19 protein-coding genes and 1 pseudogene are annotated in these 20,289 nt (G+C 52.6%); 10 read left to right on the top strand and 10 right to left on the bottom strand.

The genetic code is table 11. The features are described 5' to 3' along the window. Positions 1 to 20: 20 nt before the first annotated feature. Both I3V23_11225 and I3V23_11220 read left to right on the top strand, forming a co-directional pair. Positions 21 to 941 (top strand): sulfite exporter TauE/SafE family protein, encoded by a 921-nt coding sequence (locus I3V23_11225; protein ID QPI85123.1) that lies wholly within the window; start codon positions 21 to 23, stop codon positions 939 to 941. Between the two features lie 2 nt (positions 942 to 943). Further along, the gene (locus tag I3V23_11220) at positions 944 to 1,693 is read left to right on the top strand and encodes a TIGR02186 family protein (protein ID QPI85122.1); all 750 of its coding nucleotides are present in this window, start codon (positions 944 to 946) and stop codon (positions 1,691 to 1,693) included. Here I3V23_11220 and I3V23_11215 read toward each other — a convergent pair. Next, the gene (locus I3V23_11215; protein QPI85121.1) at positions 1,670 to 3,205 is read right to left on the bottom strand and encodes an AAA family ATPase; all 1,536 of its coding nucleotides are present in this window, start codon (positions 3,203 to 3,205) and stop codon (positions 1,670 to 1,672) included. The genes I3V23_11220 and I3V23_11215 overlap by 24 nt on opposite strands. 214 nt (positions 3,206 to 3,419) lie before the next feature. Here I3V23_11215 and I3V23_11210 point away from each other — a divergent pair, with 214 nt between their 5' ends. Further along, the gene (locus tag I3V23_11210) at positions 3,420 to 3,731 is read left to right on the top strand and encodes a hypothetical protein (GenBank protein ID QPI85120.1); all 312 of its coding nucleotides are present in this window, start codon (positions 3,420 to 3,422) and stop codon (positions 3,729 to 3,731) included. Here I3V23_11210 and doeB read toward each other — a convergent pair. Further along, positions 3,728 to 4,711, bottom strand: coding sequence for an N-alpha-acetyl diaminobutyric acid deacetylase DoeB (doeB, locus tag I3V23_11205; GenBank protein ID QPI85119.1), 984 nt, complete (start codon positions 4,709 to 4,711; stop codon positions 3,728 to 3,730). The genes I3V23_11210 and doeB overlap by 4 nt on opposite strands. Continuing rightward, positions 4,708 to 5,886, bottom strand: a complete 1,179-nt coding sequence (gene doeA, locus I3V23_11200) for an ectoine hydrolase DoeA (GenBank protein QPI85118.1) — start codon at positions 5,884 to 5,886, stop codon at positions 4,708 to 4,710. Before doeA ends, doeB begins: the two co-directional genes overlap by 4 nt. Before the next feature lie 210 nt (positions 5,887 to 6,096). Here doeA and I3V23_11195 point away from each other — a divergent pair, with 210 nt between their 5' ends. Continuing rightward, positions 6,097 to 7,467 carry an aspartate aminotransferase family protein gene (locus I3V23_11195; protein QPI85117.1) on the top strand — a complete coding sequence of 457 codons (1,371 nt, stop codon included), beginning with the start codon at positions 6,097 to 6,099 and terminating at the stop codon, positions 7,465 to 7,467. A 48-nt stretch (positions 7,468 to 7,515) separates the two neighbouring features. Here the strand turns inward: I3V23_11195 and I3V23_11190 are convergent, their stop codons facing one another. After that, positions 7,516 to 8,961 carry a chemotaxis protein gene (locus I3V23_11190; GenBank protein QPI85116.1) on the bottom strand — a complete coding sequence of 482 codons (1,446 nt, stop codon included), beginning with the start codon at positions 8,959 to 8,961 and terminating at the stop codon, positions 7,516 to 7,518. A gap of 376 nt (positions 8,962 to 9,337) precedes the next feature. Between I3V23_11190 and I3V23_11185 the strand changes: the two genes are divergently transcribed. The 4 genes from I3V23_11185 to I3V23_11170 all read left to right on the top strand — a co-directional run bounded on the left by I3V23_11185 (position 9,338) and on the right by I3V23_11170 (position 11,183). Beyond that, complete coding sequence (locus I3V23_11185; GenBank protein QPI85115.1) at positions 9,338 to 9,493, top strand: hypothetical protein; 156 nt, start codon at positions 9,338 to 9,340, stop codon at positions 9,491 to 9,493. Further along, on the top strand, positions 9,490 to 9,858 hold the full coding sequence (locus tag I3V23_11180; protein QPI85114.1) for a hypothetical protein: 369 nt from the start codon (positions 9,490 to 9,492) through the stop codon (positions 9,856 to 9,858). The genes I3V23_11185 and I3V23_11180 overlap by 4 nt, the downstream gene beginning before the upstream one ends. Before the next feature lie 195 nt (positions 9,859 to 10,053). Beyond that, complete coding sequence (locus I3V23_11175) at positions 10,054 to 10,932, top strand: hypothetical protein (protein QPI85113.1); 879 nt, start codon at positions 10,054 to 10,056, stop codon at positions 10,930 to 10,932. Beyond that, positions 10,929 to 11,183, top strand: a complete 255-nt coding sequence (locus I3V23_11170) for a hypothetical protein (GenBank protein QPI85112.1) — start codon at positions 10,929 to 10,931, stop codon at positions 11,181 to 11,183. Before I3V23_11175 ends, I3V23_11170 begins: the two co-directional genes overlap by 4 nt. A 94-nt stretch (positions 11,184 to 11,277) precedes the next feature. On the opposite strand, the gene I3V23_11165 is transcribed toward I3V23_11170, so the two are convergent. From I3V23_11165 to I3V23_11150, 4 genes and pseudogenes are all read right to left on the bottom strand, one after another. After that, positions 11,278 to 13,938 (bottom strand): DEAD/DEAH box helicase family protein, encoded by a 2,661-nt coding sequence (locus I3V23_11165; protein ID QPI85111.1) that lies wholly within the window; start codon positions 13,936 to 13,938, stop codon positions 11,278 to 11,280. A gap of 1 nt (position 13,939) precedes the next feature. Continuing rightward, positions 13,940 to 14,872, bottom strand: coding sequence for a hypothetical protein (locus tag I3V23_11160; GenBank protein ID QPI86806.1), 933 nt, complete (start codon positions 14,870 to 14,872; stop codon positions 13,940 to 13,942). A 308-nt stretch (positions 14,873 to 15,180) separates the two neighbouring features. Continuing rightward, positions 15,181 to 16,242 (bottom strand): IS630 family transposase, encoded by a 1,062-nt coding sequence (locus I3V23_11155; protein QPI86805.1) that lies wholly within the window; start codon positions 16,240 to 16,242, stop codon positions 15,181 to 15,183. 168 nt (positions 16,243 to 16,410) lie between these two features. Further along, a pseudogene (locus tag I3V23_11150) lies at positions 16,411 to 16,860 on the bottom strand (site-specific DNA-methyltransferase). Between the two features lie 443 nt (positions 16,861 to 17,303). On the opposite strand from I3V23_11150, the gene I3V23_11145 reads away from it, so the two are divergent. Together I3V23_11145 and I3V23_11140 are read left to right on the top strand one after the other, a co-directional pair. After that, positions 17,304 to 17,546 carry a hypothetical protein gene (locus tag I3V23_11145; protein QPI85110.1) on the top strand — a complete coding sequence of 81 codons (243 nt, stop codon included), beginning with the start codon at positions 17,304 to 17,306 and terminating at the stop codon, positions 17,544 to 17,546. A gap of 86 nt (positions 17,547 to 17,632) precedes the next feature. Beyond that, complete coding sequence (locus I3V23_11140; GenBank protein QPI86804.1) at positions 17,633 to 18,040, top strand: thermonuclease family protein; 408 nt, start codon at positions 17,633 to 17,635, stop codon at positions 18,038 to 18,040. 119 nt (positions 18,041 to 18,159) lie between these two features. Here I3V23_11140 and I3V23_11135 read toward each other — a convergent pair whose 3' ends face one another. Beyond that, positions 18,160 to 19,236 (bottom strand): ABC transporter ATP-binding protein, encoded by a 1,077-nt coding sequence (locus I3V23_11135; GenBank protein QPI85109.1) that lies wholly within the window; start codon positions 19,234 to 19,236, stop codon positions 18,160 to 18,162. After that, entirely contained in the window at positions 19,236 to 20,288 is a 1,053-nt protein-coding gene (locus I3V23_11130; protein ID QPI85108.1) for an ABC transporter ATP-binding protein, read from the bottom strand. The genes I3V23_11135 and I3V23_11130 overlap by 1 nt, the downstream gene beginning before the upstream one ends. Position 20,289 lies beyond the last annotated feature (1 nt).

Genomic DNA, 20,289 nt, shown 5'->3' with positions numbered 1-20,289 from the left:
AGTGATGAACGGCCCCCCTTATGCAAATCTATCTGCCCATCGCCGAAGTCAGTGTTGACGCTTTTGCCATTCTCGGGATTGGCGGATTGGTTGGCATATTGTCAGGTATGTTTGGGGTCGGCGGCGGCTTTTTGATCACGCCTTTGCTGTTTTTCATCGGCATCCCCCCCGCCGTGGCGGTTGCCACATCCGCCAGTCAGGTCGTGGCGTCATCCGTTTCAGGCGTGATGGCCCATCTCAAGCGGCGCACAGTTGATTTGCGCATGGGTGTGGTTTTGCTGATTGGCGGCTTGATCGGCGCGGGCGCAGGTGTGCAGCTTTTCGCGATTTTGCGCGCCATGGGTCAGGTCGATCTGGTGGTGCAGATTTCCTATGTGGTGTTCTTGGGCATTATCGGCAGCATGATGTTTGTCGAAAGCCTACGCGCCTTGCGCAAAAGTCGCCATGGCACAGCCCCCAAGCGGCGCAAACATAACTGGGTTCATGCCCTTCCCTTCAAGATGAAATTCCGTGTTTCGGGGCTGTATATATCGGTAATCCCCCCACTTATTGCAGGGGCGTTTGTCGGGCTTTTGGCGGCCATCATGGGGGTCGGTGGCGGGTTCATCATGGTGCCTGTCATGATCTATCTCTTGGGAATGCCCACCAAAGTTGTGGTTGGCACATCTCTGTTCCAGATTATTTTTGTCACTGGCTTTGCCACTGTGATGCATGCCGCAACGAACCGCACGGTCGATATTGTTTTGGCGATTGTTCTTTTGGTGGGCGGCGCGATTGGCGCGCAAATCGGGACGCAGATCGGCACAAAATTACGGGCCGAGCAATTGCGGATTTTATTGGCAAGCCTCGTTTTGATCGTCTGTGCAAAACTGGCTTTTGATCTCTTGGTCGAACCCGCCGAGCTCTATTCCATCTCCTACCAAGCGGGGGTGGGACGATGAGAATGCTTGTCGCAGTCTTAGTTTATCTGACCACGCTTCTGCCGGTCTGGGCCGAAGATGTGGTCGCAGGGTTCAGCCAAGACAGCATCTCGATTACGACCAATTTCTCTGGTTCCGAAATTTTGATTTTTGGTGCTGTGCGGCGCGAAGCGCCCATTGCACGCGATACAGACCTTGAGGTCGTGGTGACTGTTGCAGGCCCAAGCCGCCCTGTCACAATGCGGCGTAAGGAACGCTTTGGCGGGATTTGGATCAACCGCGCCTTTGCGCATATCGATGCTGCGCCAACATTTTATGCTGTCGCCACCAGCGCCCCCTATCGTGACGCGATTAGCAGTGTGTCTGATGTGCTTTATAGCATCTCTCTGCCGCGTGCGTTTCGCAATGTCGCTGGCGGCGCAGATCATGCCAGTGGGTTCCTCGAAGCCCTAGCCCGTCTGCGCGCCGAAGAAGGCCTCTATCAGATCAATGAAAACAGTGTCGATCTGCGGGAAGACACCCTATTTTCGACCTCTATCGCCCTGCCCGCAAATTTGGTTGAGGGAGATTACTTGGTGCGCATTTTCCTGACCCGTGAAGGGCGCGTCATCAGTGCACATGAAAACACGATTGCCGTTCGCAAAGTCGGGATTGAGCGCGCAGCCTATCGTCTCGCCAATGAACAGCCGTTGCTTTACGGGTTTTTGGCGCTCTTCATCGCCATTGCCGTGGGGTGGCTTGTCTCCGCCCTATTCCGCATGATCCGCGCCTGATTGGGCATCTAAGACCAAAGGCGCGCTTGGCACCTCCAGATCACCGACCCCAAGCGGGCTTTTGGGTTTTGACAGCATATAGCGCGTCACCCAAATCAAGCGGTTCTCGGCCCGCGTAATCGCCACATAGGCCAAGCGTTTCCACAATGGTTGGCCCGCTTCGACACGGCCCATGCGGCTTGCCGCGTAAAGATCAGGGGCAAAGACCTGCACATCGCGCCATTGGCTGCCTTGTGCCTTATGGATCGTCACCGCAGCCCCGTGCAAAAACGCAGCGCCCATATGGGCGGCATAGGGGATGAATGGTTCCTCCTCATCGGGCAGTTCAATTTTCACGATAGAGGCTGCCGAAAGGCGCGGCGCCTCGGCCCCTATGACATGCAAGCGCGAAAACCCAGGTTTTGAGCCTGGCCCAACATAGACAACCTGCGCCCCCTTAATCAATCCGCGCGCCTCCAGATCGATGCGCTTCTTGCGATGCTTCAGCGGCAATTCAATCCCATCACAAATCAGAGGTTCGCCTGGCAATAGCGCATCAGAGGGCGCGCCATGCACCGATCGGAAGCCCGTGATCAATCGCACCCGTGTGGCATTGCGCCAAACCAAAACGGGGCTGCGGGCCATCAAATCACTATCAGCGCGCGGCGAAACAACCACGCGCTCATCCCGCGCGGCCGCCTGTTCAATCATCCGTTCAAATTGCTCGAACTCAAGCGCGGGATCCCCCAAGGCATGGGCCAGATCAAGGATCGGGTTATCTGCATCTTGGCGATGGATACGGCCCAAGGAAAAAACCGCTTTTTGGTTGATCTGCTCGAACACCATTTTGCCAGACTGCCCCACGGGCGCCAATTGGGCGGGATCGCCGAACAGAACAAGCGCGGGAAATATCTCGCGCAAATCCGTGAATTGCTTATCATCCAGCATGCTGGCCTCATCGACCAGACCGATATCCAATGGCTCCTCTCGCCGTTTCCAGCCTGTGATGAAATCCGACCCACGCAAGCCCGCTGCAGCCAAGGCTGCAGGAACGGATTTATGGGTTTCATAGGTCAGGCGCGCGCGCTCGAGCGCCTCATCACTCAGGGCTTCAATCTGCGGCCTTTCCCCCTGCCCTGTCAGCCATTCTGCGACCTTTTCAAATTCAGGGTCATAAACAGGCGTATACAGAATGCGGTGGATCGTTGTGGCTGGCACCCCGCGCATGCGCAAAACGCTTGCGGCTTTATTGGTGGGGGCAAGGATTGCAGCAGACCTGCGGTCTTTTCGGCGGCGCGGCTCGAAATCACCTGTGATCAGGTCGACCCCTGCGGCCTCAAGACCTTTTACCAAGGCCGATAACAGCATTGTTTTCCCAGAGCCCGCTTTTCCCGTAATCGCCAGAACGCCTGATTGGCCATCTGAGATTGGGGTAATCGTCTCAGCTTCAATGTCCACACCATGCCCCGCCAACATGGCGGCAACATTATCAAAGGCCTCGGCCTGATCAGAGGAGAAGGTCAACGCAGACATGGGCGCACCCTAACGCCCAAGATGCCCCCCTTCCACGGCAAAAACACCGCTTCGGAGAAGTTAACCAAAATTCATGGAAAGTGTTTTTCAAATTTTGGGGTTTTTTTATTCATCTTGGCACGGCATGTGCAGCACCAGAGCGCCCGCAGGAAAAGCCTGTCGGGATACGGCTCGGAGAATCCGGCCATAATTAATTGGTACGGGAAAACCCCACATGTCCATGGAAGATGAAGAACTGCTTGAGGCAGTTTTGGCTTTGCTTATGTCTGAAACATCAGATTTCAGCGACTGCGCCAAAAAACTTGCAAAAGAATGGCCCGAAGTGCGCGTGTCCGATGTGATCGGCATAGTGCTAAAGGCCTGCGAAGTGATCGCACGCACTTTCAAGGATGGCGAAAATCGTCAAGACATCCGCAAAGGGCGTGAGTTCGCGTTATGGCTCTCTTACACGGCTTACGAACTCACCCAGCGTGGGGTCGATCCCGCGCTCATGCAAGACCTGCACAAGGTTGAGGGCGCAGATTAGGCGGCACCCATCTCGACAGCCACGACCGCTGCACAATCGCCTGATTTGATCAAGCCAGGTGCATGGCGGGCCACAAGCAAACCATCACGCTTGGCCAGAAGGCCGAGCGGGGGTTTGCCTGTGGCCTCAACAGGCCAAATGCGGGCAACAAGATCGCCCGCGCGCAGGCGCGCGCCCAAATCAACAACGGGTTCATAAAGCCCATTCATCTCGGCAAAGGTAAAACAATCCGCATCAGGCATATCTAACAGACTGCTTGGCGCCTCTTCTACCTTGCCCTGCACAACGCCCAAATGAACCAAAAAATTGCGCACCCCGCGCTTGGCAATCGCGACTGTTTCCGCGCGCGCCATCCCTGCGCCACCAAGCTCGGTCGTCACGAAGGTTTTCCCTGCGCGCTCAACCGCGCCGTCAAACATACCTGTGTCATCAATCTCAAGCATTTTAACAGTATAAGGTGCGCCAAAGGCGCGGGCGGCCTGCGCACAAGCCTGATCTTGAGCCGCATCGGACAAGACATGGCTTGCGGCAAAGGGCAGAAAATCCAACGTCTTGCCGCCTGAGTGGAAATCCAAAACCGCATCAACCCGCGGCAGGAGTTCATCGTTGAGATATGCTGCGATTTTCTGTGTGACCGTGCCCCGCGCATTTCCAGGGAAGGCGCGGTTCATATTGCCTTGATCAATCGGCGATGTGCGGCTTGCCGCCAAAAAGGCGGGCGTATTCATCTGCGGCAGAATGATGACCCGTCCCGCGACATCAGAGGCCTCAAGCGAATAGGCCAAATCATGCAGGGCAATCGGCCCTTCATACTCATCCCCATGATTGCCGCCCGTCAACAAAACGGTCGGGCCATCCCCATTGCCGATGACGCATATCGGAATCATAACATGGCCCCATGCGCTGTCATCGCGGCTATGGGGCAGGCGCAAATGGCCATGCGCCTTGCCCATGCCATCAAGGGCAATGGTTGGGGTCATTTCACAAATACCTCGCGTGGCAAGTTAGACAGGCATTCAACACCTGTCTCGGTGATCAGGATCGGCTCAGTGATTTCAAGCCCGCCATCATCCAACCACAAAGCAGGCATGAAATGGAAGGTCATTCCTGGTTTAAGAACGGAACGATCCCCGCGCCGAAAGCTCATTGTGCGCTCGCCCCAGTCAGGCGGATAGCTTAGACCAATCGCGTAGCCACAGCGGCTGTCTTTCTCGAACCCCATTTCATTGAGCTTTTTGTTAAAGGCATTCGCAATATCTTCACAGAAATTACCTGGCTTCGCTTGTTCAAGGCCTGCATGGATTGCCTCAACCACCGCCTCTTCAGCACGGCGATATTTTTCAGGCGGCTCGCCCAAGAATAGGGTTCGCGATTGAGGGCAATGATAGCGGCGATAACAGCCTGCGATTTCAAAAAAGGTCGCTTCGCCTGCAGCCATAGGTTTGTCATCCCATGTCAGATGCGGGGCGGTGGCATCCACACCTGAGGGGGTCAGGGGCACGATGGCGGGATAATCGCCCCAATGACCATCTGCACCCAAAATGCCCGTGCGGCTAATCTCGGCCACAAGGGCGTTTTTCGGCATGCCGGGCTCGGCCGTTTCACGGATGACTTCGTGCATCCGCTCCACTATTTTTGCAGCGCGGCGCATATAGGTGATTTCCTGCTCGGATTTCACCGCGCGTTGCCAATTGACCAAACCTGTGCTGTCCACAAATTCAGCATCCGGCAACCCCTTCACCAGAGCCGCATAGGCCGCAGCAGAGAAATAGTAATTATCCATCTCAACGCCAATGCGCCCTCGCACGCCGCCATGATCATGGATCAGGCTTGCAAGGGTTTCATGCGGGTGTTTTTCTGGGTTTTGCACATAGGTGTCATCATAGCCAACCACAGCGTCATCTGACATCCAGACCGTGCGTAAGGCACCCAATCCATCCATCGCGCGGCCCCACCAAATCGGCTCGCCTTTATGGCCCAAGAGCACTGCTTGATGGACGTAAAATGACCAACCGTCATAGCCCGTCAACCACGCCATATTGGACGGGTCCGTTACAATGATGAAATCCAAATTTCGCGCGGCCATCTCGGCGCGTGTGCGCGCAATACGCGCCTGATATTCTTGGGTTGGAAAGTTATGAATACGAGAAACCATCTGCCGCCTCCTGTTGGTGGGCCAAGTTTTCGATAATTCAGCGCCCACCGCTTCCCGCTTCGCGTCATTGCTTGCACCAAAAACGTCGCTTGCGCCAATCACAGTGTCGGGTCTGTGATCCATGACTTCGCCGCAAGGCATGGCACTGGGGCGGATTTTCCCTTAGGCTTGCGGCAAACGTGCCAAACCACATGACAAAGGACAAAGCCGATGCTTACCAATGATCAGCTGTCGAAATGGGATCGCGACAACTTCATGCACCCCTCAACACATCTTGCGCAGCACGCCCGCGGCGAAAGCCCTAATCGGATCGTGCAAACCGCAAGCGGCTGTCACATCACCGATCGCGATGGAAATCGTTTTTTGGATGCATTTGCCGGGCTTTACTGCGTGAATATCGGCTATGGCCGTCAAGAAGTGGCCGAGGCGATTGCCGAGCAAGCCCGCGAATTGGCATATTACCACGCCTATGTAGGCCATGGCACTGAGGCCTCAATCACGCTTGCGCAGATGGTCATGGATCGTGCGCCCGACCATATGTCAAAGGTCTATTTCGGGCTTGGTGGATCAGATGCCAATGAAACCAACATCAAACTGGTTTGGTATTACAACAATATCCGTGGGTTGCCGCAGAAGAAAAAGATCATCTCGCGCTGGCGCGGCTATCACGGCTCAGGCCTGATGTCGGGATCCCTGACAGGGTTGAGCCTGTTCCATCAAAAATTTGACCTGCCTTTTGATGCGGTCTTGCACACGACCAGCCCCTATTACTTCCGCCGTGATGACCTCAGCCTCTCCGAGGCGGAATTCTCGGCCAAATGCGCGGCTGATCTTGAGGAGCTGATCGCCCGCGAAGGTGCTGACACAATCGCGGCCTTTATCGCAGAACCCTTACTGGGAACAGGCGGGATTGTGCCGCCGCCCGCAGGGTATTGGGAGGCAATCCAACCCGTTCTGCAAAAGCATGACATCTTGTTGATTGCAGATGAAGTGGTCACGGGCTTTGGCCGCATGGGATCAATGTTTGGCTCACCCCATTATGGCATCACTCCAGATATCATGACCATCGCCAAGGGCCTAACCTCGGCCTATGCGCCGCTCTCAGGATCCATTATTTCCAACAAAGTTTGGAAGGTTCTTGAGGACGGCACCGATGAATTCGGCCCCTTGGGGCATGGTTGGACATATTCCGCCCACCCCATCGGCGCGGCTGCAGGTGTTGCCAATATCAAACTTTTGGACAGCCTGAATTTGGTTGAGAATGCCCGTGACACGGGCGCCTATTTCAACCAAGCCATGCGCACCGCCCTTGCCGAGCATGCCCATGTGGGCGAAGTGCGCGGTGATGGGATGCTTTGCGCGGTGGAATTGGTCGAGGATCGCGACACGCGCACTTTCTTTGACCCCGCCAAAAAGATCACCCCACAGATTGTCGCCGCAATGGCGCGGCGCGGCGTGATTGCACGGGCCATGCCGCAGGGCGATATCATTGGCTATGCGCCGCCGCTCTGCCTCAGCCGCGAGGAAGCGGATACTGTCGTTAGCGTAACGACCGAGGCCATCAAAGAGGTCTTGGGATAAGCCACTTGGGATGGGGCCATGATGTGATGGCCCCATCTAAGATTTGACCTAGTCAATCAAATAGGCCAACCTCAGCCCGCCCCAGTGACGACCATTGACCGTGATGGGTGCAGAGACATCCTTCATCATTCGGAACTCGCCATTGCCCATGTCACGGCGGTAGGCCTGCAACAGAAATGGGCGTTGGCTTTGGCCTGCGGCCAATCCGACACGATCATCAAAGATGCGGCGGTTTCGGCAATGTTTCGCATTCCAAGCAGGATCACCTAATTTCTGCTGTTCACTGAATTTTAAATTATGGGTAGGAATAAACCCGTTGCGATCAATCGCAGCACAGAACACAACCGCGCGCGATAGGGTCAATACGGGCTCTTGAAGCGGCGGCAAAACTTGATCGGTGAAGCCAACAAATTTGGTCATATGCTGCTTGGGATCAGATTGCGGGATTTCAACATAACGCTCGTCAAATAAGTCGGCTTCGCTGATCTTTCGGTCACGCACAGCCGCCGCGAATATGCCCGAGATCAGCGCGGCAACCTCTTTAACTGCGGCGATGTAGGGGCTATCGACTGTCTCGACCCCAAGTCGTGCCGAGATCCCTGTCAGCGCCTCTGAATGGTCGGTTATGCTCAAAAGCGATTGGCTGGCTTTGGCCAAGGTGGCCGCCTGACTGTCCACGCTTTGCGTCATTTGGTCGATATCGACTTGTGTCTCGTTGATATCTGCATCAATCGCGCGCGCGGCCGCAACGATCTGCTCTTGGGTTTGGCGCATTTGTTCTAAGGTCTGTGGTAGGGTCTGAACCTCATCACCAACATTGCCCGTATGGGCGCGGATCATCTGGGCTACTTCACTGGCTTGGGTCGCTTGCGAGATCACCGCCTGCATTTCGCTGCTGAGTTCCTCAATCGTGTCACAAATTTCGGCTGTGGCAAGACCCGCTTGATTGGACAGCTGTTTGACTTCACCTGCGACCACCATAAAGCCGCGCCCATGCACGCCCGCACGTGCGGCCTCAATCGAGGCATTTAAAGACAAAAGATTGGTCTGACGCGCAATGCCACTGACATGATGCGAAACTTTGGCAACCCGCTCCAACGAGGAGGCAACGCGCCCTAAATGCGATGCAATTTCATTGACCTGATCGGTCAAGGTCGTCACGCTTTGCATCATTTGCGCAATGCTTTGCGTGGTTTCAGAAATCTGATGACTCGCCGCGTTCGACCCATCGCGTGCTTGGGTCGCGGCAATCATCACGTCATTCCCCCGCAAGGCCATGGCGCGCATCCGATCACGGATAATATGAAAGGTGCTGCGTTGTTGCTCGGCACCTTCTGAGACATCCTGAACATCGCCAGAAACTTGGGCAATGGCGATTGACAGATTACCAACACGCCGCGCGATCCCTTTTATCGAGTCTATCGTCTCGTCAGTGCGACCCGAGGCAATAGGCGCTGCGGCCTCATGAAACTGCTTGGTTGGCTCTGCGTTCATTGCGCCACTTCCTCTATCTGGGACGTAGTCACAAGAACGGCTCGGCAGAGCGATGATTTAGCAAAAACGGCATGAAAACCGCACAAATATGCGCGCTTCTTACTGGTTTTATCCAAGGGGGTTTGGTGGAGCCTAGGGGGATGGCCACCAGTTTCCTTTAGTCTCTATATTTTCATATTAATATCAATATTTTAAATAATTCTTACCCGAAATATACCTCTCTCTATATACCCCACTGTATACCCCGCTATATGCCCCACTTTGTGCCTCAAAACTCCAAATGTTCTATTTTTGTTCTTGACATCAGATAGCATTTATGATATAACTATACGCATAAATCATCTCCCTAAGTCGCTACAAATAAGGAGGCTCCCCCATGAGAGCTTTATCAGTCGATTCCTTTGCTGATGCACTGGCGGTCAGACGCCAATTCCCGAACTGGTTTTATACGAATAGGTATCAACAGCTGATCGTTGATGCAGCCAAAGCTAACCCCGCATTCTTTGAGTTGAGCAATAAGGAGAACGAATGAACATAGTCGCAGCAATTCAACAGGCTCAGGATAGAGCTGCTCTGAAACCCGCCTTTGCAGAAAAAGTAGAAATCGTTACATGCCTGCTTCGTGCCAAACAGGTTCTGAGTTATCGCAGATCAATACAGAATGGACACAGGCATCATGAACTCGCAGGCGCTATAGCCCTAGCACACGAGCTAAACACCACGCTCGATATTCGACATCGCTCTGCCGCCCTGTATCACGCTGATGGTCAGAGTACGATGATACCTAAATGGCTTACTCGATGCCTAGAAACTGGCATTCTTGAAGCGGATAACGACAAGAATATCCCACACGGGAAGCTGAGAGTTACTAGTCTTGTCAGCAGGTTTGTTGCCTGACATGGCTATCAAACACTTACCTTATATGGACAGAACACTGTGAAGCCGTATTCATCTGTCAGCTAAAGTACCCTCCAATAATACCTAAATAACTACATATTATCAGTAGTCTTTTGCTACTGTCTTCGCACCCTTTGCTTTAGCAGCTCTGGTGCAACCCCTCCCCCAACAACACAACAAAGAAAGGCCAGAAGAATGGCTATCATGAGCAAACCAACAGGCACTCCCTCCTCATCAATTATCGAAGACTTGCGTAATCGCTTGGCTTCAAATGTGTCACGTGATCCAGAAGCACTCTTGCAGGCCATGAGTGAAAGTGAACGCAACGTGGTGCTGCATGTCGTCAAACAGATCGACCAATTAAGCCGTGTTTCGGGAGCGTCACCTGCCGCCATCCTCAATCAGTATTTCCCTCATATGGGCATGGAGCGGCGCAAAGTCTTTCTGGCCATCTTAGGCGCACAAGAAGAACGTCCTGATTACTCCGCTCAAGATTCAGCGCGTGAACAGGCATGGGCTGAATGGGATAAGCTACGCCCGATTGAAGAGGTGTTAGCTGCAGGCAGAGCTTCTCGTGAGAGGCTCAATGTCCAGACACAAGCTGCGCTATCAGAACCGCAACGCCCAGCGCCACAGCCTAATGACGATCTAACGGACATCACTTCAGCCCTCATTGCGTCAGAGAGCAGTGGCAACCCACAAGCCGAATATGTGGCTGACGATGGGTCACGGTATTCTGGTGCGCTTCAGATTGGGGCTATGCGCCTAGCTGACGCCAATGCAGCACTTGGCACGAACTATTCGCAAGACGATCTGATCAATAACCAAGCAATTCAGAATACGGTGAATGACTGGCATATGCGTGATCTTGCACGGCAGGTTGATGCATTCATGGCAGAGCTTGGAGATGAAGCTGCGAACTGGTCACGCAATTCGCTGATCGCAGCAAGTCACATTGGCGGCGTTGGAGGGATGAAGCGCCACGTCAGGTCAGGCGGCGAATACGATCCACACGACGCCCTTGGTACGAGTATATCTGACTATGTGAATCGTTTCAGAGGATCGCAGTCATGAAACACGATCCCAACTTCGCAGCCGCATCCACGCAAGAGAGTTCTGTATTCTATGACGACATCATTCTGGAGCGTGGCAACTATAGGATTATTCATGGCAAGGATTCATCACGCTACCCGAAGCAATTCATTGTGCAGAAGTTCAAGGGCGGACGGTATCGCAATCTGACTTACCACGTTCAATGGGATAGTATTGGCTTCCGGCACGGCGCATGGCTGGTCAATCCTGACGATCCAAAGGTAAGCCTGTAGCAGGGCCGTAGAGGCGCTGAGAGCGTGGCAGGGTGGGGTGTTGAGTACTCTAGGCGCAGTTCACAATATTTCAGTTTGCACGCAACCAACTTAGTCATCCAATTGTTCGATCAATTAATCCGAAATCTCGATTAGTCGGCATACAGAAAAGACACTGGCCATTACTGGCATCAGCCCAAACGGCTCCAATCTGCCGCTTTACCGCCTCTCCCTCGTAAAGATGCTGCCCTTTGTATTCAACAACAAGAATGCGCCCATCGGTCAGCATCGCTACAAAGTCCGGGTAGAACTTGGCATTAGGTAGTTGAAGCCAGAAGGAAGATTTCTTTCCTTCGACATTTCGAATCCAATAGCGAACCTTATTGTGCCGGTCGAGATGAACCGCGCAGTCAAACTCTTCGCCAGTCGCGGCCAAATCGCCAACAAGGTGGGTATAGTGCTTGTTGAACTTGGTGGCCCCAGAATAAGGCTGGTTGGGCGCGTAGGTCTGTTCATCAAATATGATCGACAGGTCCCCGCTGGTGGAGAAGTCGTTGGCATTGGCGGCAAACAGAGCGCGGTATTGGCTAGTCTCGCGTTCTCCGCGCAAGTCTTTGATGAACTGGGCCGTCGCCTTGCGCAGGTCATACTTGTTGCGGGCCAGCACATCCAATTCAAAGCCCGAGACCATCAGGGCCTCAATAGCCTTTGATATGAATACTATAGCACTTGGCTTGGTGATGTCGGGGTGAACGATACCAGCGTCAATCCAGTTGGCAAGGCGTGGAAGTGTCCAAGTCGGTTCTTTGATGACCTGTGCAAGCTGGCCTTGAAGCTGTTTCACAAAGTTGATTTCAACCTGACCCTTATCGCTCACATTGATAGTCCCGGTTCGACTGGTGTCTGACACGCTGAACCGATTTTTAATGTCGCTCACATCGCACTCGTCCAGCCGCCACGGCAAGTCTAGGAAATGTTCTTGTGAGAAGAGCTGAAGCTCACCCTGTTTGCGGAACCCCAGCATCGGCACGATGAACGGCGGCTTGTCGTCGTCATCTGCGGCGCTGGTCTGGAAGTTATTGGACTTAGCGTAAAGGCGATCGATAGTCTTACCCACCTGTGGAACCGACGCCAATCCGAGGTGAAGGATGTTGCGGCTCTCGCGCGTCATAGGCCCCATATAAGTGATCGTCCGCGTTTCGGAATTGAACGAAACCCGCGTCTTCACGGATGGGGGCAGTTTCTCAATGGCGGCGGTGATCGTCTCGGGCAGTGCGGTATCTTCCGGCAAGGGGTCAGACTCGTGCTGATACTGTTCAGCGGCCTCGGAGAAGCCCATGTCGTGCTGCGGGGCAATGATGTCGTCGGCCTCCAACCTGTTGAAGCCAGCGCCTTCCACAAGCCCCGTTTTGAGCTGTTGGGCGGTCTTGTCGAAGCTGCGTGACACAATATAGGCATAGGACTGGTTCAGAGCATCACGCCGCTTCCGCCTTGCCTTGGGCATTCGCAGAATACGGCCGAGAATTTGCTCTACAGCTATCGGAGACACTTGATCAGCCACTGAACACAGTACGTATGCAAAGGGACAATCCCAACCCTCTTTTAGCTTATCTACGGTGATTATATAGCGCACCGGGCACATGGGGTCTTGAATGTTGGGGATGTCATCAAGGTCTTTACGCGACCCAGTATGAACAGCAATGTGATCTTTGGGAACTCGCTGATCTTCCAGTAAATGTCTTTCGATCTTTTCCCACGTCAGGCGATGCGGATCAGACTTAGATGCTTTTTGCGCCTGAAACAGAATAATGGGCCGGATATACTCACCAGTCTCGACCTTTTCGGCTTTCGCAGCCTCTTCTAGCATTCGTTGGCTGTCCAGTGCTGCGCCGACTGTCTTAGTCCACTCACCGTCTGTTGTGAGGCGGATAGGCATCTTGATCATCTCTTCCGCTTTCAGTTCAGCGGCAGAAACGGAATAGAGGATGTTCGAGGCGTGCTTGCCGTGTGCCGGATTATGTTCGGTCTGCGGTGTAGCGGTCAACTCAAGGATAAGCGACGGGCTGAACCGGGCCAGCGTGCGGAAGGAAAGATCGCTGCGACTGTTGTGTGCCTCGTCCACGATCACCATCGGACGATGTAAGCGCAACAGGTTGGCCAGTGACGCAATTGGGCGCCCTGTGCCTTCGACCTTTTCCAATGGGGCTTTCTGCTGATCGGTCAGATTCTCAAAGTGATCCATGAGCGCGCCAGCGTCCTCATAGACCTTCAAACCCTCTGGGTTTTCCTTGCCACTGTCATCCTCGCGGCGGAAAGACTGAATGGTAGATACGATCACCACCGCCTCACCGGTCGCGTCGGCGCGCGACATGGCTAGCGCCTCGGCCTTGGTCATAACGGTGAAGTTGCGGCTGAAATCCTTAGCCAAGGCCGCGCGATACGGGTGACCATCGGTCTTCAAGGCGTCAATGGTCTGATGTAGAATCGCGGTGGACGGCACCAGCCACAGAACCATTGGGTTTGAGGCTGTCAGGTATTCCCGCGCGGCAATGCCGATGGAATGCGCAGCCATCAAGGTTTTGCCGCCGCCTGTGGGTACACGCAGGCAAACATAGGGAGTGCCTTCGGCTACGGCGGGGGCGTTCCGATAAGGGAAGCTTGTAGCCTTGTAGAAGGCCATGTTAGCTCCCATCGTTGTGGCGTCCCGTAGGTAGGTCGTGAACCGATCCAGCGAGATTTTCTGATACTCTGTCAGCTCTAAGCTGGTCGCGACCATATTACGCGCCCTCGATCTGATAGGGGATTTGTTTGAACTCAACGCCCTCAGATTTGAGACGCTCGGGGGAAACGGTGCAGCCTTCGGCATAGACCACACGGCTCCCTTCAAATCCCTCAGGCGGCGCGCTCAGCTTGGCTAGTGCATCAGGGGTCAGCACATTGCCCATGGCCTCCCGCGGCGTGGCTTCTTGACCCGGAGCAAAAAGCAGATAGACCGCTTTATCACCATACTTTCCAAGGTAAGGGCTAGTACCATCGACCTTGGACAGGATTGGTACGCCAGTTTCAGCAAAGAAGATATGAGCAGCTAAATCAGGAAAGCTAACGGTAGAGTCGATATCGCCAAACTCATTAAACAGCGGCGTGCCAAGACGGCAGTAGCGAAAGCCACCGCCGAGCGGGGCTACATCGACCTTTTTCCCGCTTGCTTCTGAAAAACTATAACCCTCTATGATTTTTGATAGCCTAACAGCGGTTCTTTTTTCCGAATTTTCCTGATCCATTTCGACCATGATGAAGCGACGCTTTGCACCGTCAGCCGCATTCATCGAAAGAATAGCTTCGCCTGTCGTTCCAGAGCCAGCAAAGGTATCCATTACAATTGCATCGTCAGGAAACGCGCCTATCTCGAAAAGATATCGGATTAGCTCAACGGGCTTCGGGTAGTCGAAGTCAACTCCCATCTTACGCAAGTAGGTTCGACTTCGTTCCGTAGTTCCAAGATTGCGCAGTACAGACAGAATGTTGCGTGCGGACTCTCTGGACTTCCGATACCGTATGCAGCCATTTCTGTTCAAATAGAACGCAATCTCATCTTCACCTTCGGAAACTGGTCTGCATCCGTTCTCAATAAATGCGTCGAGTTTGCGTGCGTTCGCCCAGCCAGAATATAATCGACATGGCTTTGTGAGCCTTCCACCAACAATCTCCATGTCATCTAACCGAACGGGTATCTGCGAAATGCCATATTCTGCCTGAATAGACTTGCCAATGAGGGCATCTGCCTTTGTTCGGTCAAAAAATGCTTGATCAACTCGCTCGGCAGGAAGGCTTAATTGATCCACATTTGCTGGAAATCCCGCTGGAAGGCTCACTATGCTTGGTGGATTTTTGACACCGTTCTTAGTGATATTGTTGTCGGCAAACCCAGCGCGAAGATTACTGTCTTCTGGAGTGTTGGGGTCAATAACATTTCCCACTGCATATTTCTTATAACGCTGATCAGCAAAGTATACCGCGCTTACTCCAAAACCCGAAAATCCTCGTGAGTGACGACCCTGAAGCTATCTGACACCTGATCACGGAATGTTTTCCACTCTTTGGGCAGGGTCTCTCGAAAGAACCTCAGGATCGCATCTGCGAACTTCTTTTGTGTGGGGTAGTAGCGATTGTGAGTGACGTATTGGTGCATGACCGCCCATAATCGTTCTATCGGATTTAGGTGCGGGCAATAAGGCGGTAGCTGGATCAGTCGTATGCGGCAGTCTGGTCGTTTGAGGAATTCGCGCACGTCCGGGCCCTTATGGTAAGCCGCATTATCCCAGATGACATAGATGATCCGCGAGAGAGGATTGCGTTCCTCAATCTTGGCCAGAAGCTGGGCGGCACTGACCCCGTCTACGGTGGTTGGTTCGACAAAGGGCGCATCAAAATTCTCAAGGTTGAGCGCGCCATGGATATTAACCCGCCCGCGTCCCGCGGTGGTTGTCACGGTGGGCTTTGATCCTGCCTTGACCCAGCCAAACGCAGGCTTTGTCTGATATTCGGGATGCACCGCATCGGCGAAATACACGGCTTCATCGGCGCCCAACCCGTTCAGCAGCTGCTCGTATAGCGCAATGAATTCGGCTTGTTTCTCTTCAGATGCAACGCGTGGCAGCCCTTTCGGCTTCCGGTATTCATAGCCCAGCCGCGACAGAAGCTTGATGCAGCCCGAGTGGGAATAGTCCACGCCATATTGTGCCGCGATGTACGCCCTGATCTCGACAGTCGATCGACAGAAGCGGTCGTCCAGCCAGGTGCAAAGCTCCGTCTCTTGAGCTGTCGTCATGCGGGACTGACCACCCTTCCAGCCGTCGGTCGAAAGCGCGTCCCAGCCGCCCTCTCGGTAGGTCTTGTACCAGCCCCGAATGGTATCATCGTCCAGATACAGAAACTCCGCGATAGCCTGACAGGACTTACCGTCATCAAGGAGCAGGATTGCATTGGCGCGCCGTGCAACGCCGTGATCTTCGCGCTGGCTACGCACGCAAACCTCAAGTTCACGCCGTTCTGAAGAGGAGAGAAAACCGGGACGGATCATGCGCATATCTGAATCGTTGCCCACTCGAACGTCAACCCTTCAAATCTCGGTTCTTCAATGACTCCCAGTATAAACGAGAATATATTCATGATTTACTTTGAATTGAAATTGGTTATCGGTGTTGCCTTCTGTATTCCAAACAAGCGTCGCCGCATAGTTGTGCGGCTTGAAAATTGAGTCCAACAGGAACTTAAAAGAATGAAACTCATTTTCATCGCATGAAGCAAAAAATATTCCGTCATTTGCCAAGAACTCGCGAAGCAATCGCATCCTAGGATACATCATGCAAAGCCATTTATCATGGCGAGATAGGTCTTCGGCTTCCTTACCAACTACCTTGCCCAGCCAAGCCTTGATCTCGGGTGAGGCAACATTGTCATTATAGACCCAGCCTTCATTGCCGGTGTTATACGGCGGGTCAATATAGATGCATTTCACCTGCCCAGCGTAATACGGCAACAGGGCCTTCAAAGCCTCCAAGTTGTCACCCTGAACTAGAAGGTTGCCCGCGTCGGGATCACCGGCAGAAAGCTCACTGTCGCAATGAACAAGCCGATACGGCACCTCGGTGTGGTGGTGTTCGACCGCGTCTTTTCCGATCCAGTTCAATGTTGGCAAAGTACGCCCCCTCAGTTCTAATCTTACAATATAACAATGGCGCAACATCCCAGGCCGTTACATTGCACATGCCTCTCCCCACCGCACAATTTAATTTATTTATGTATAATATTTTACAAATAATTAGCTTGGGTTGCACCATCTTGCTGTAGCTATCCTATCCAATCCTAAGCTTGACGCAATCAGCTGCGATGGTGTCATTCTTGTACGAGCTATGAACAAAGACAATCTCTGGAATTGAATAAGTAATGGATAACCTCCTTCACCCAGCCAATCATCACAAGCAGAGATGCCCTAGATGTCAGTCACCTCTGAACACCGTTGTTGTGCATGGGCATGAGCAATGTGCAGTATGCAAGTCCAACATCTTTGAGTGCTGTTCAGGCGATACGTGTGAGACTGATCACAATCTGAGTGTGGGTTACAAGAGGGGGTGAGTTAGCATGAAACTCCTCCTCGCCATCATAGCCATTATCGCAGCCTGTCTCTTCACTATCTCGAAGCTGCATGACGATGGAACGATGATCCTTGCTAGTATGGCTGAGGAATACAGCGTCTGCACCAATGTGAATGCGTGTTCAGATGACGACCTAGCTGAGATGACTGACCTGCTGCTCGAACAGGACGAGTATAACTCGAGGATGTTGCTGAGGGTTGTGCTGGGTTGGGAGAACTGGGTCGATTAAAAAGGTGTTCAGATAAAGAATGGCTCGCAAGAATGTCAGAAAAACCTAGGGTCAAACGGATAAATCTATTTTACACGTTCAGCATGATGTTACCCGTGCTGTGCATAATTGCTTCATCGGGAAAGTTAGCCGCCAACCAAACTCAGGTATTAGGGATAGTTTCCCATGTCAGAGACGTCGACACAGTTGAGTTGGGTGGTGTTGCTGTAAGGCTTAACGGCATCGATGGGCCAGAACTCTCAGAGCGGATTGGACAAGAAGCAAAACTTTTTATGGCTGAACTTGTCTTGAATAGAGAAGTCGTTTGCAACCTTACAGGTGAACGCAGTCATGACCGGCTAATAGGCATTTGCTATCTCAATGAAGAGGATATCGGAGCCATAGCAATCAGAAACGGTTTTGCGCTTGATTGCAGGAGATATTCAGGCGGCCGATATGTAGGGCTCGAGACAGGTGCTGCCATCGCGTCTATTGAGCGCGCATCCTACTGCTGACCAATAGGATTGCTCTCCAAGTGCTATCCAACGAAAAAGCCCTTCAATGAATCTAACGACCTATGACCAAGGCCCGAGGTCCGAGGCGGACGGTCGGATATAGGGTGTCCCAACAATTACTAGCGTACTAATAAACCCTCTTTAAAAATCATTAGATCTTTTTCCGCTGCCGTCACTTCAACAGAGTCCCCGCACAATAGGTCTCGGTTTAACCGCGACTTAACTTTGAAGAGTTCTCCATTTCTCCCAAGCATTGAAAACACTTGCTCAATACCCAGATCGTCAATCCCAGTGACCTGGGCTTGGGGATCCTCTTCCGAAGACTTTTGGACTTTCAAATGCTCGGGCCGCACGCCGACTTTTATCGTTTCTATGGATCCACCTGCGTCAGCAGGCAGCAATTGGTCTAGGACGGGTACATATAAGCATTCATTTCTAAATTGTACGGAGAAAAGATTGAGGGGTGGCGAGCCAATAAAATAACCCACAAACTCATTATTTGGCCGTGCAAATAGTTGCTCTGGGGAGCCACTTTGTTGAACGCAGCCATCTTTCATTACCACCACTTCGTCTGCGAAAGACATTGCCTCGCTTTGGTCGTGGGTAACCAAAATCATAGTGATGCCGGTGGCGCGATTTATTTCTCGCAATTTGCGGCGAAGCGTGAACTTCATCTGTGGATCAATAACAGTTAGTGGCTCATCGAGTAAAACAGCACTAACGTCATTACGAACCAACCCGCGCCCCAGCGAAATGAGTTGTTTTTGGTCTGCGCTGAGCTTCCGTGCAGGATAGTCAAGGATCTCCGTTAAATCCAAAAGAGCAGCAATGTATTCCACTCTATCTTTGATTTGCTCTTTCGGCCAATTTCGACACTCTAACGGAAAGGCTAAGTTGCCTCGTACAGACTTTGTCGTGTAAATTACTGGGAATTGAAAAACCTGTGCAATGTTACGCTCAGAAGTTGTGGCAGCAGTAACATCTTTGCCATCAAACAAAAGTTGACCGTCAGAGGGCTTCAACAGCCCTGAAATGATGTTGAGCATTGTTGTTTTACCGCAGCCAGATGGCCCCAATAACGCATAAGTCTTGCCCTGTTCCCAAACCAAATCAACAGGCTTGAGAGCGTAATCCGCCTCGGATTTGGGATTTGCTTTGTAGGAATGGCCTAGGCCCTTTAAAGTGATCTCAGCCATCATGACCTCCGAACGGTTATGTTTTGGCCCTGTTGCGAGAAAACCAACAGCGATTTTGTGTCAAGTGAAACACCGAAACAGTCGTCTGGCTCATAGTTTTGGATGCCTTCAACCAGCATCACGGCTTCACCAAAAGGTAGAGCCAAGTGGACAATCGTATCCGATCCGGAAAACTCGGCGAGTTTGACGCGCGCGCGAATAGTTCCCCCAGGTGCGAGAGAAACAGGCCTTATACCAACAAAAACTTTCCCATCACTGGGCAGCTCAAGTGAACTATCAACAACTTCAAATCCCCCTGACATGAACAGACGCCCTCCTTCCACGCATGCCTCGCAGATGGAAATTGGTGGCTCGCTTATTACGCGAGCTGCATCTATGTTCGGCGGGTTTTGGAAAAGATCGGCCGGATCTCCTTGCGCAATAATCCTTCCCTCGTGCATGATAACGAGCTGATCGCCCAATTGCATCGCTTCACCAGGTTCAGTCGTGGCGTAAATGATGATGCCATCAGCATTATTTTCCAAAAGACGCGGAAATTCTTCTCGCAACTGTTCGCGCAATTTATAATCAAGGTTTGCCAGAGGTTCGTCCATCAACAGTATACGCGACTGTTTGACAATGGCGCGCGCGAGAGCAACGCGTTGCTGCTGCCCACCTGACAATTCCGACGGCATCCTCTCCTCAAAGTCCGAGAGGCCAACTAAGCGTAAAGCAGTCCGCGCTCGGGTTTCTGCCTCAGCCTTTTCAAGCTTCATACGAAGCAACGGAAACGTAACATTTTTAAGAACGTTAAGATGCGGATAATTAATGAATTGTTGATAGACCATTGCCATTTGGCGAGATCTTATGGGAGTGCGAGCCAAATCAGCTCCGTCCAGCTCAATATGCCCTCCAGAGATGGCATCCAGGCCAATAAGCGAGCGCAACAATTCAGTCTTTCCTGCGCCGGTACGACCCAAGACAGTGTAAATTCTTCCAGCTTCAAATGAGGCGTTTAAAGCCTTTAATGGGAGCTTATGATGGTGAGTGGATAGGTTAGTTACTTTCAGCATG

The sequence above is a fragment of the Rhodobacterales bacterium HKCCA1288 genome (assembly GCA_015693905.1).
Lineage (GTDB): Bacteria > Pseudomonadota > Alphaproteobacteria > Rhodobacterales > Rhodobacteraceae > M30B80.
The sequence above is the reverse complement of the archived record's forward strand: the minus strand, read 5'-3'. Positions and strand labels throughout refer to the sequence as shown.

What these genes read in the sequence shown, in the direction of transcription:
- I3V23_11210 (QPI85120.1), top strand. Translation starts at nt 3,420, where the DNA reads ATGTCCATGGAAGATGAAGAACTGCTTGAGGCAGTTTTGGCTTTGCTT.
- doeA (QPI85118.1), bottom strand. Translation starts at nt 5,886, where the DNA reads ATGGTTTCTCGTATTCATAACTTTCCAACCCAAGAATATCAGGCGCGT.
- I3V23_11165 (QPI85111.1), bottom strand. Translation starts at nt 13,938, where the DNA reads ATGGTCGCGACCAGCTTAGAGCTGACAGAGTATCAGAAAATCTCGCTG.
- I3V23_11155 (QPI86805.1), bottom strand. Translation starts at nt 16,242, where the DNA reads ATGATCCGTCCCGGTTTTCTCTCCTCTTCAGAACGGCGTGAACTTGAG.
- I3V23_11170 (QPI85112.1), top strand. Translation starts at nt 10,929, where the DNA reads ATGAAACACGATCCCAACTTCGCAGCCGCATCCACGCAAGAGAGTTCT.
- I3V23_11175 (QPI85113.1), top strand. Translation starts at nt 10,054, where the DNA reads ATGGCTATCATGAGCAAACCAACAGGCACTCCCTCCTCATCAATTATC.
- I3V23_11160 (QPI86806.1), bottom strand. Translation starts at nt 14,872, where the DNA reads ATGGAGATTGTTGGTGGAAGGCTCACAAAGCCATGTCGATTATATTCT.
- doeB (QPI85119.1), bottom strand. Translation starts at nt 4,711, where the DNA reads ATGACCCCAACCATTGCCCTTGATGGCATGGGCAAGGCGCATGGCCAT.
- I3V23_11185 (QPI85115.1), top strand. Translation starts at nt 9,338, where the DNA reads ATGAGAGCTTTATCAGTCGATTCCTTTGCTGATGCACTGGCGGTCAGA.
- I3V23_11135 (QPI85109.1), bottom strand. Translation starts at nt 19,236, where the DNA reads ATGGCTGAGATCACTTTAAAGGGCCTAGGCCATTCCTACAAAGCAAAT.
- I3V23_11215 (QPI85121.1), bottom strand. Translation starts at nt 3,205, where the DNA reads ATGTCTGCGTTGACCTTCTCCTCTGATCAGGCCGAGGCCTTTGATAAT.
- I3V23_11190 (QPI85116.1), bottom strand. Translation starts at nt 8,961, where the DNA reads ATGAACGCAGAGCCAACCAAGCAGTTTCATGAGGCCGCAGCGCCTATT.
- I3V23_11140 (QPI86804.1), top strand. Translation starts at nt 17,633, where the DNA reads ATGTTACCCGTGCTGTGCATAATTGCTTCATCGGGAAAGTTAGCCGCC.
- I3V23_11195 (QPI85117.1), top strand. Translation starts at nt 6,097, where the DNA reads ATGCTTACCAATGATCAGCTGTCGAAATGGGATCGCGACAACTTCATG.
- I3V23_11130 (QPI85108.1), bottom strand. Translation starts at nt 20,288, where the DNA reads ATGCTGAAAGTAACTAACCTATCCACTCACCATCATAAGCTCCCATTA.
- I3V23_11180 (QPI85114.1), top strand. Translation starts at nt 9,490, where the DNA reads ATGAACATAGTCGCAGCAATTCAACAGGCTCAGGATAGAGCTGCTCTG.
- I3V23_11145 (QPI85110.1), top strand. Translation starts at nt 17,304, where the DNA reads ATGAAACTCCTCCTCGCCATCATAGCCATTATCGCAGCCTGTCTCTTC.
- I3V23_11220 (QPI85122.1), top strand. Translation starts at nt 944, where the DNA reads ATGCTTGTCGCAGTCTTAGTTTATCTGACCACGCTTCTGCCGGTCTGG.
- I3V23_11225 (QPI85123.1), top strand. Translation starts at nt 21, where the DNA reads ATGCAAATCTATCTGCCCATCGCCGAAGTCAGTGTTGACGCTTTTGCC.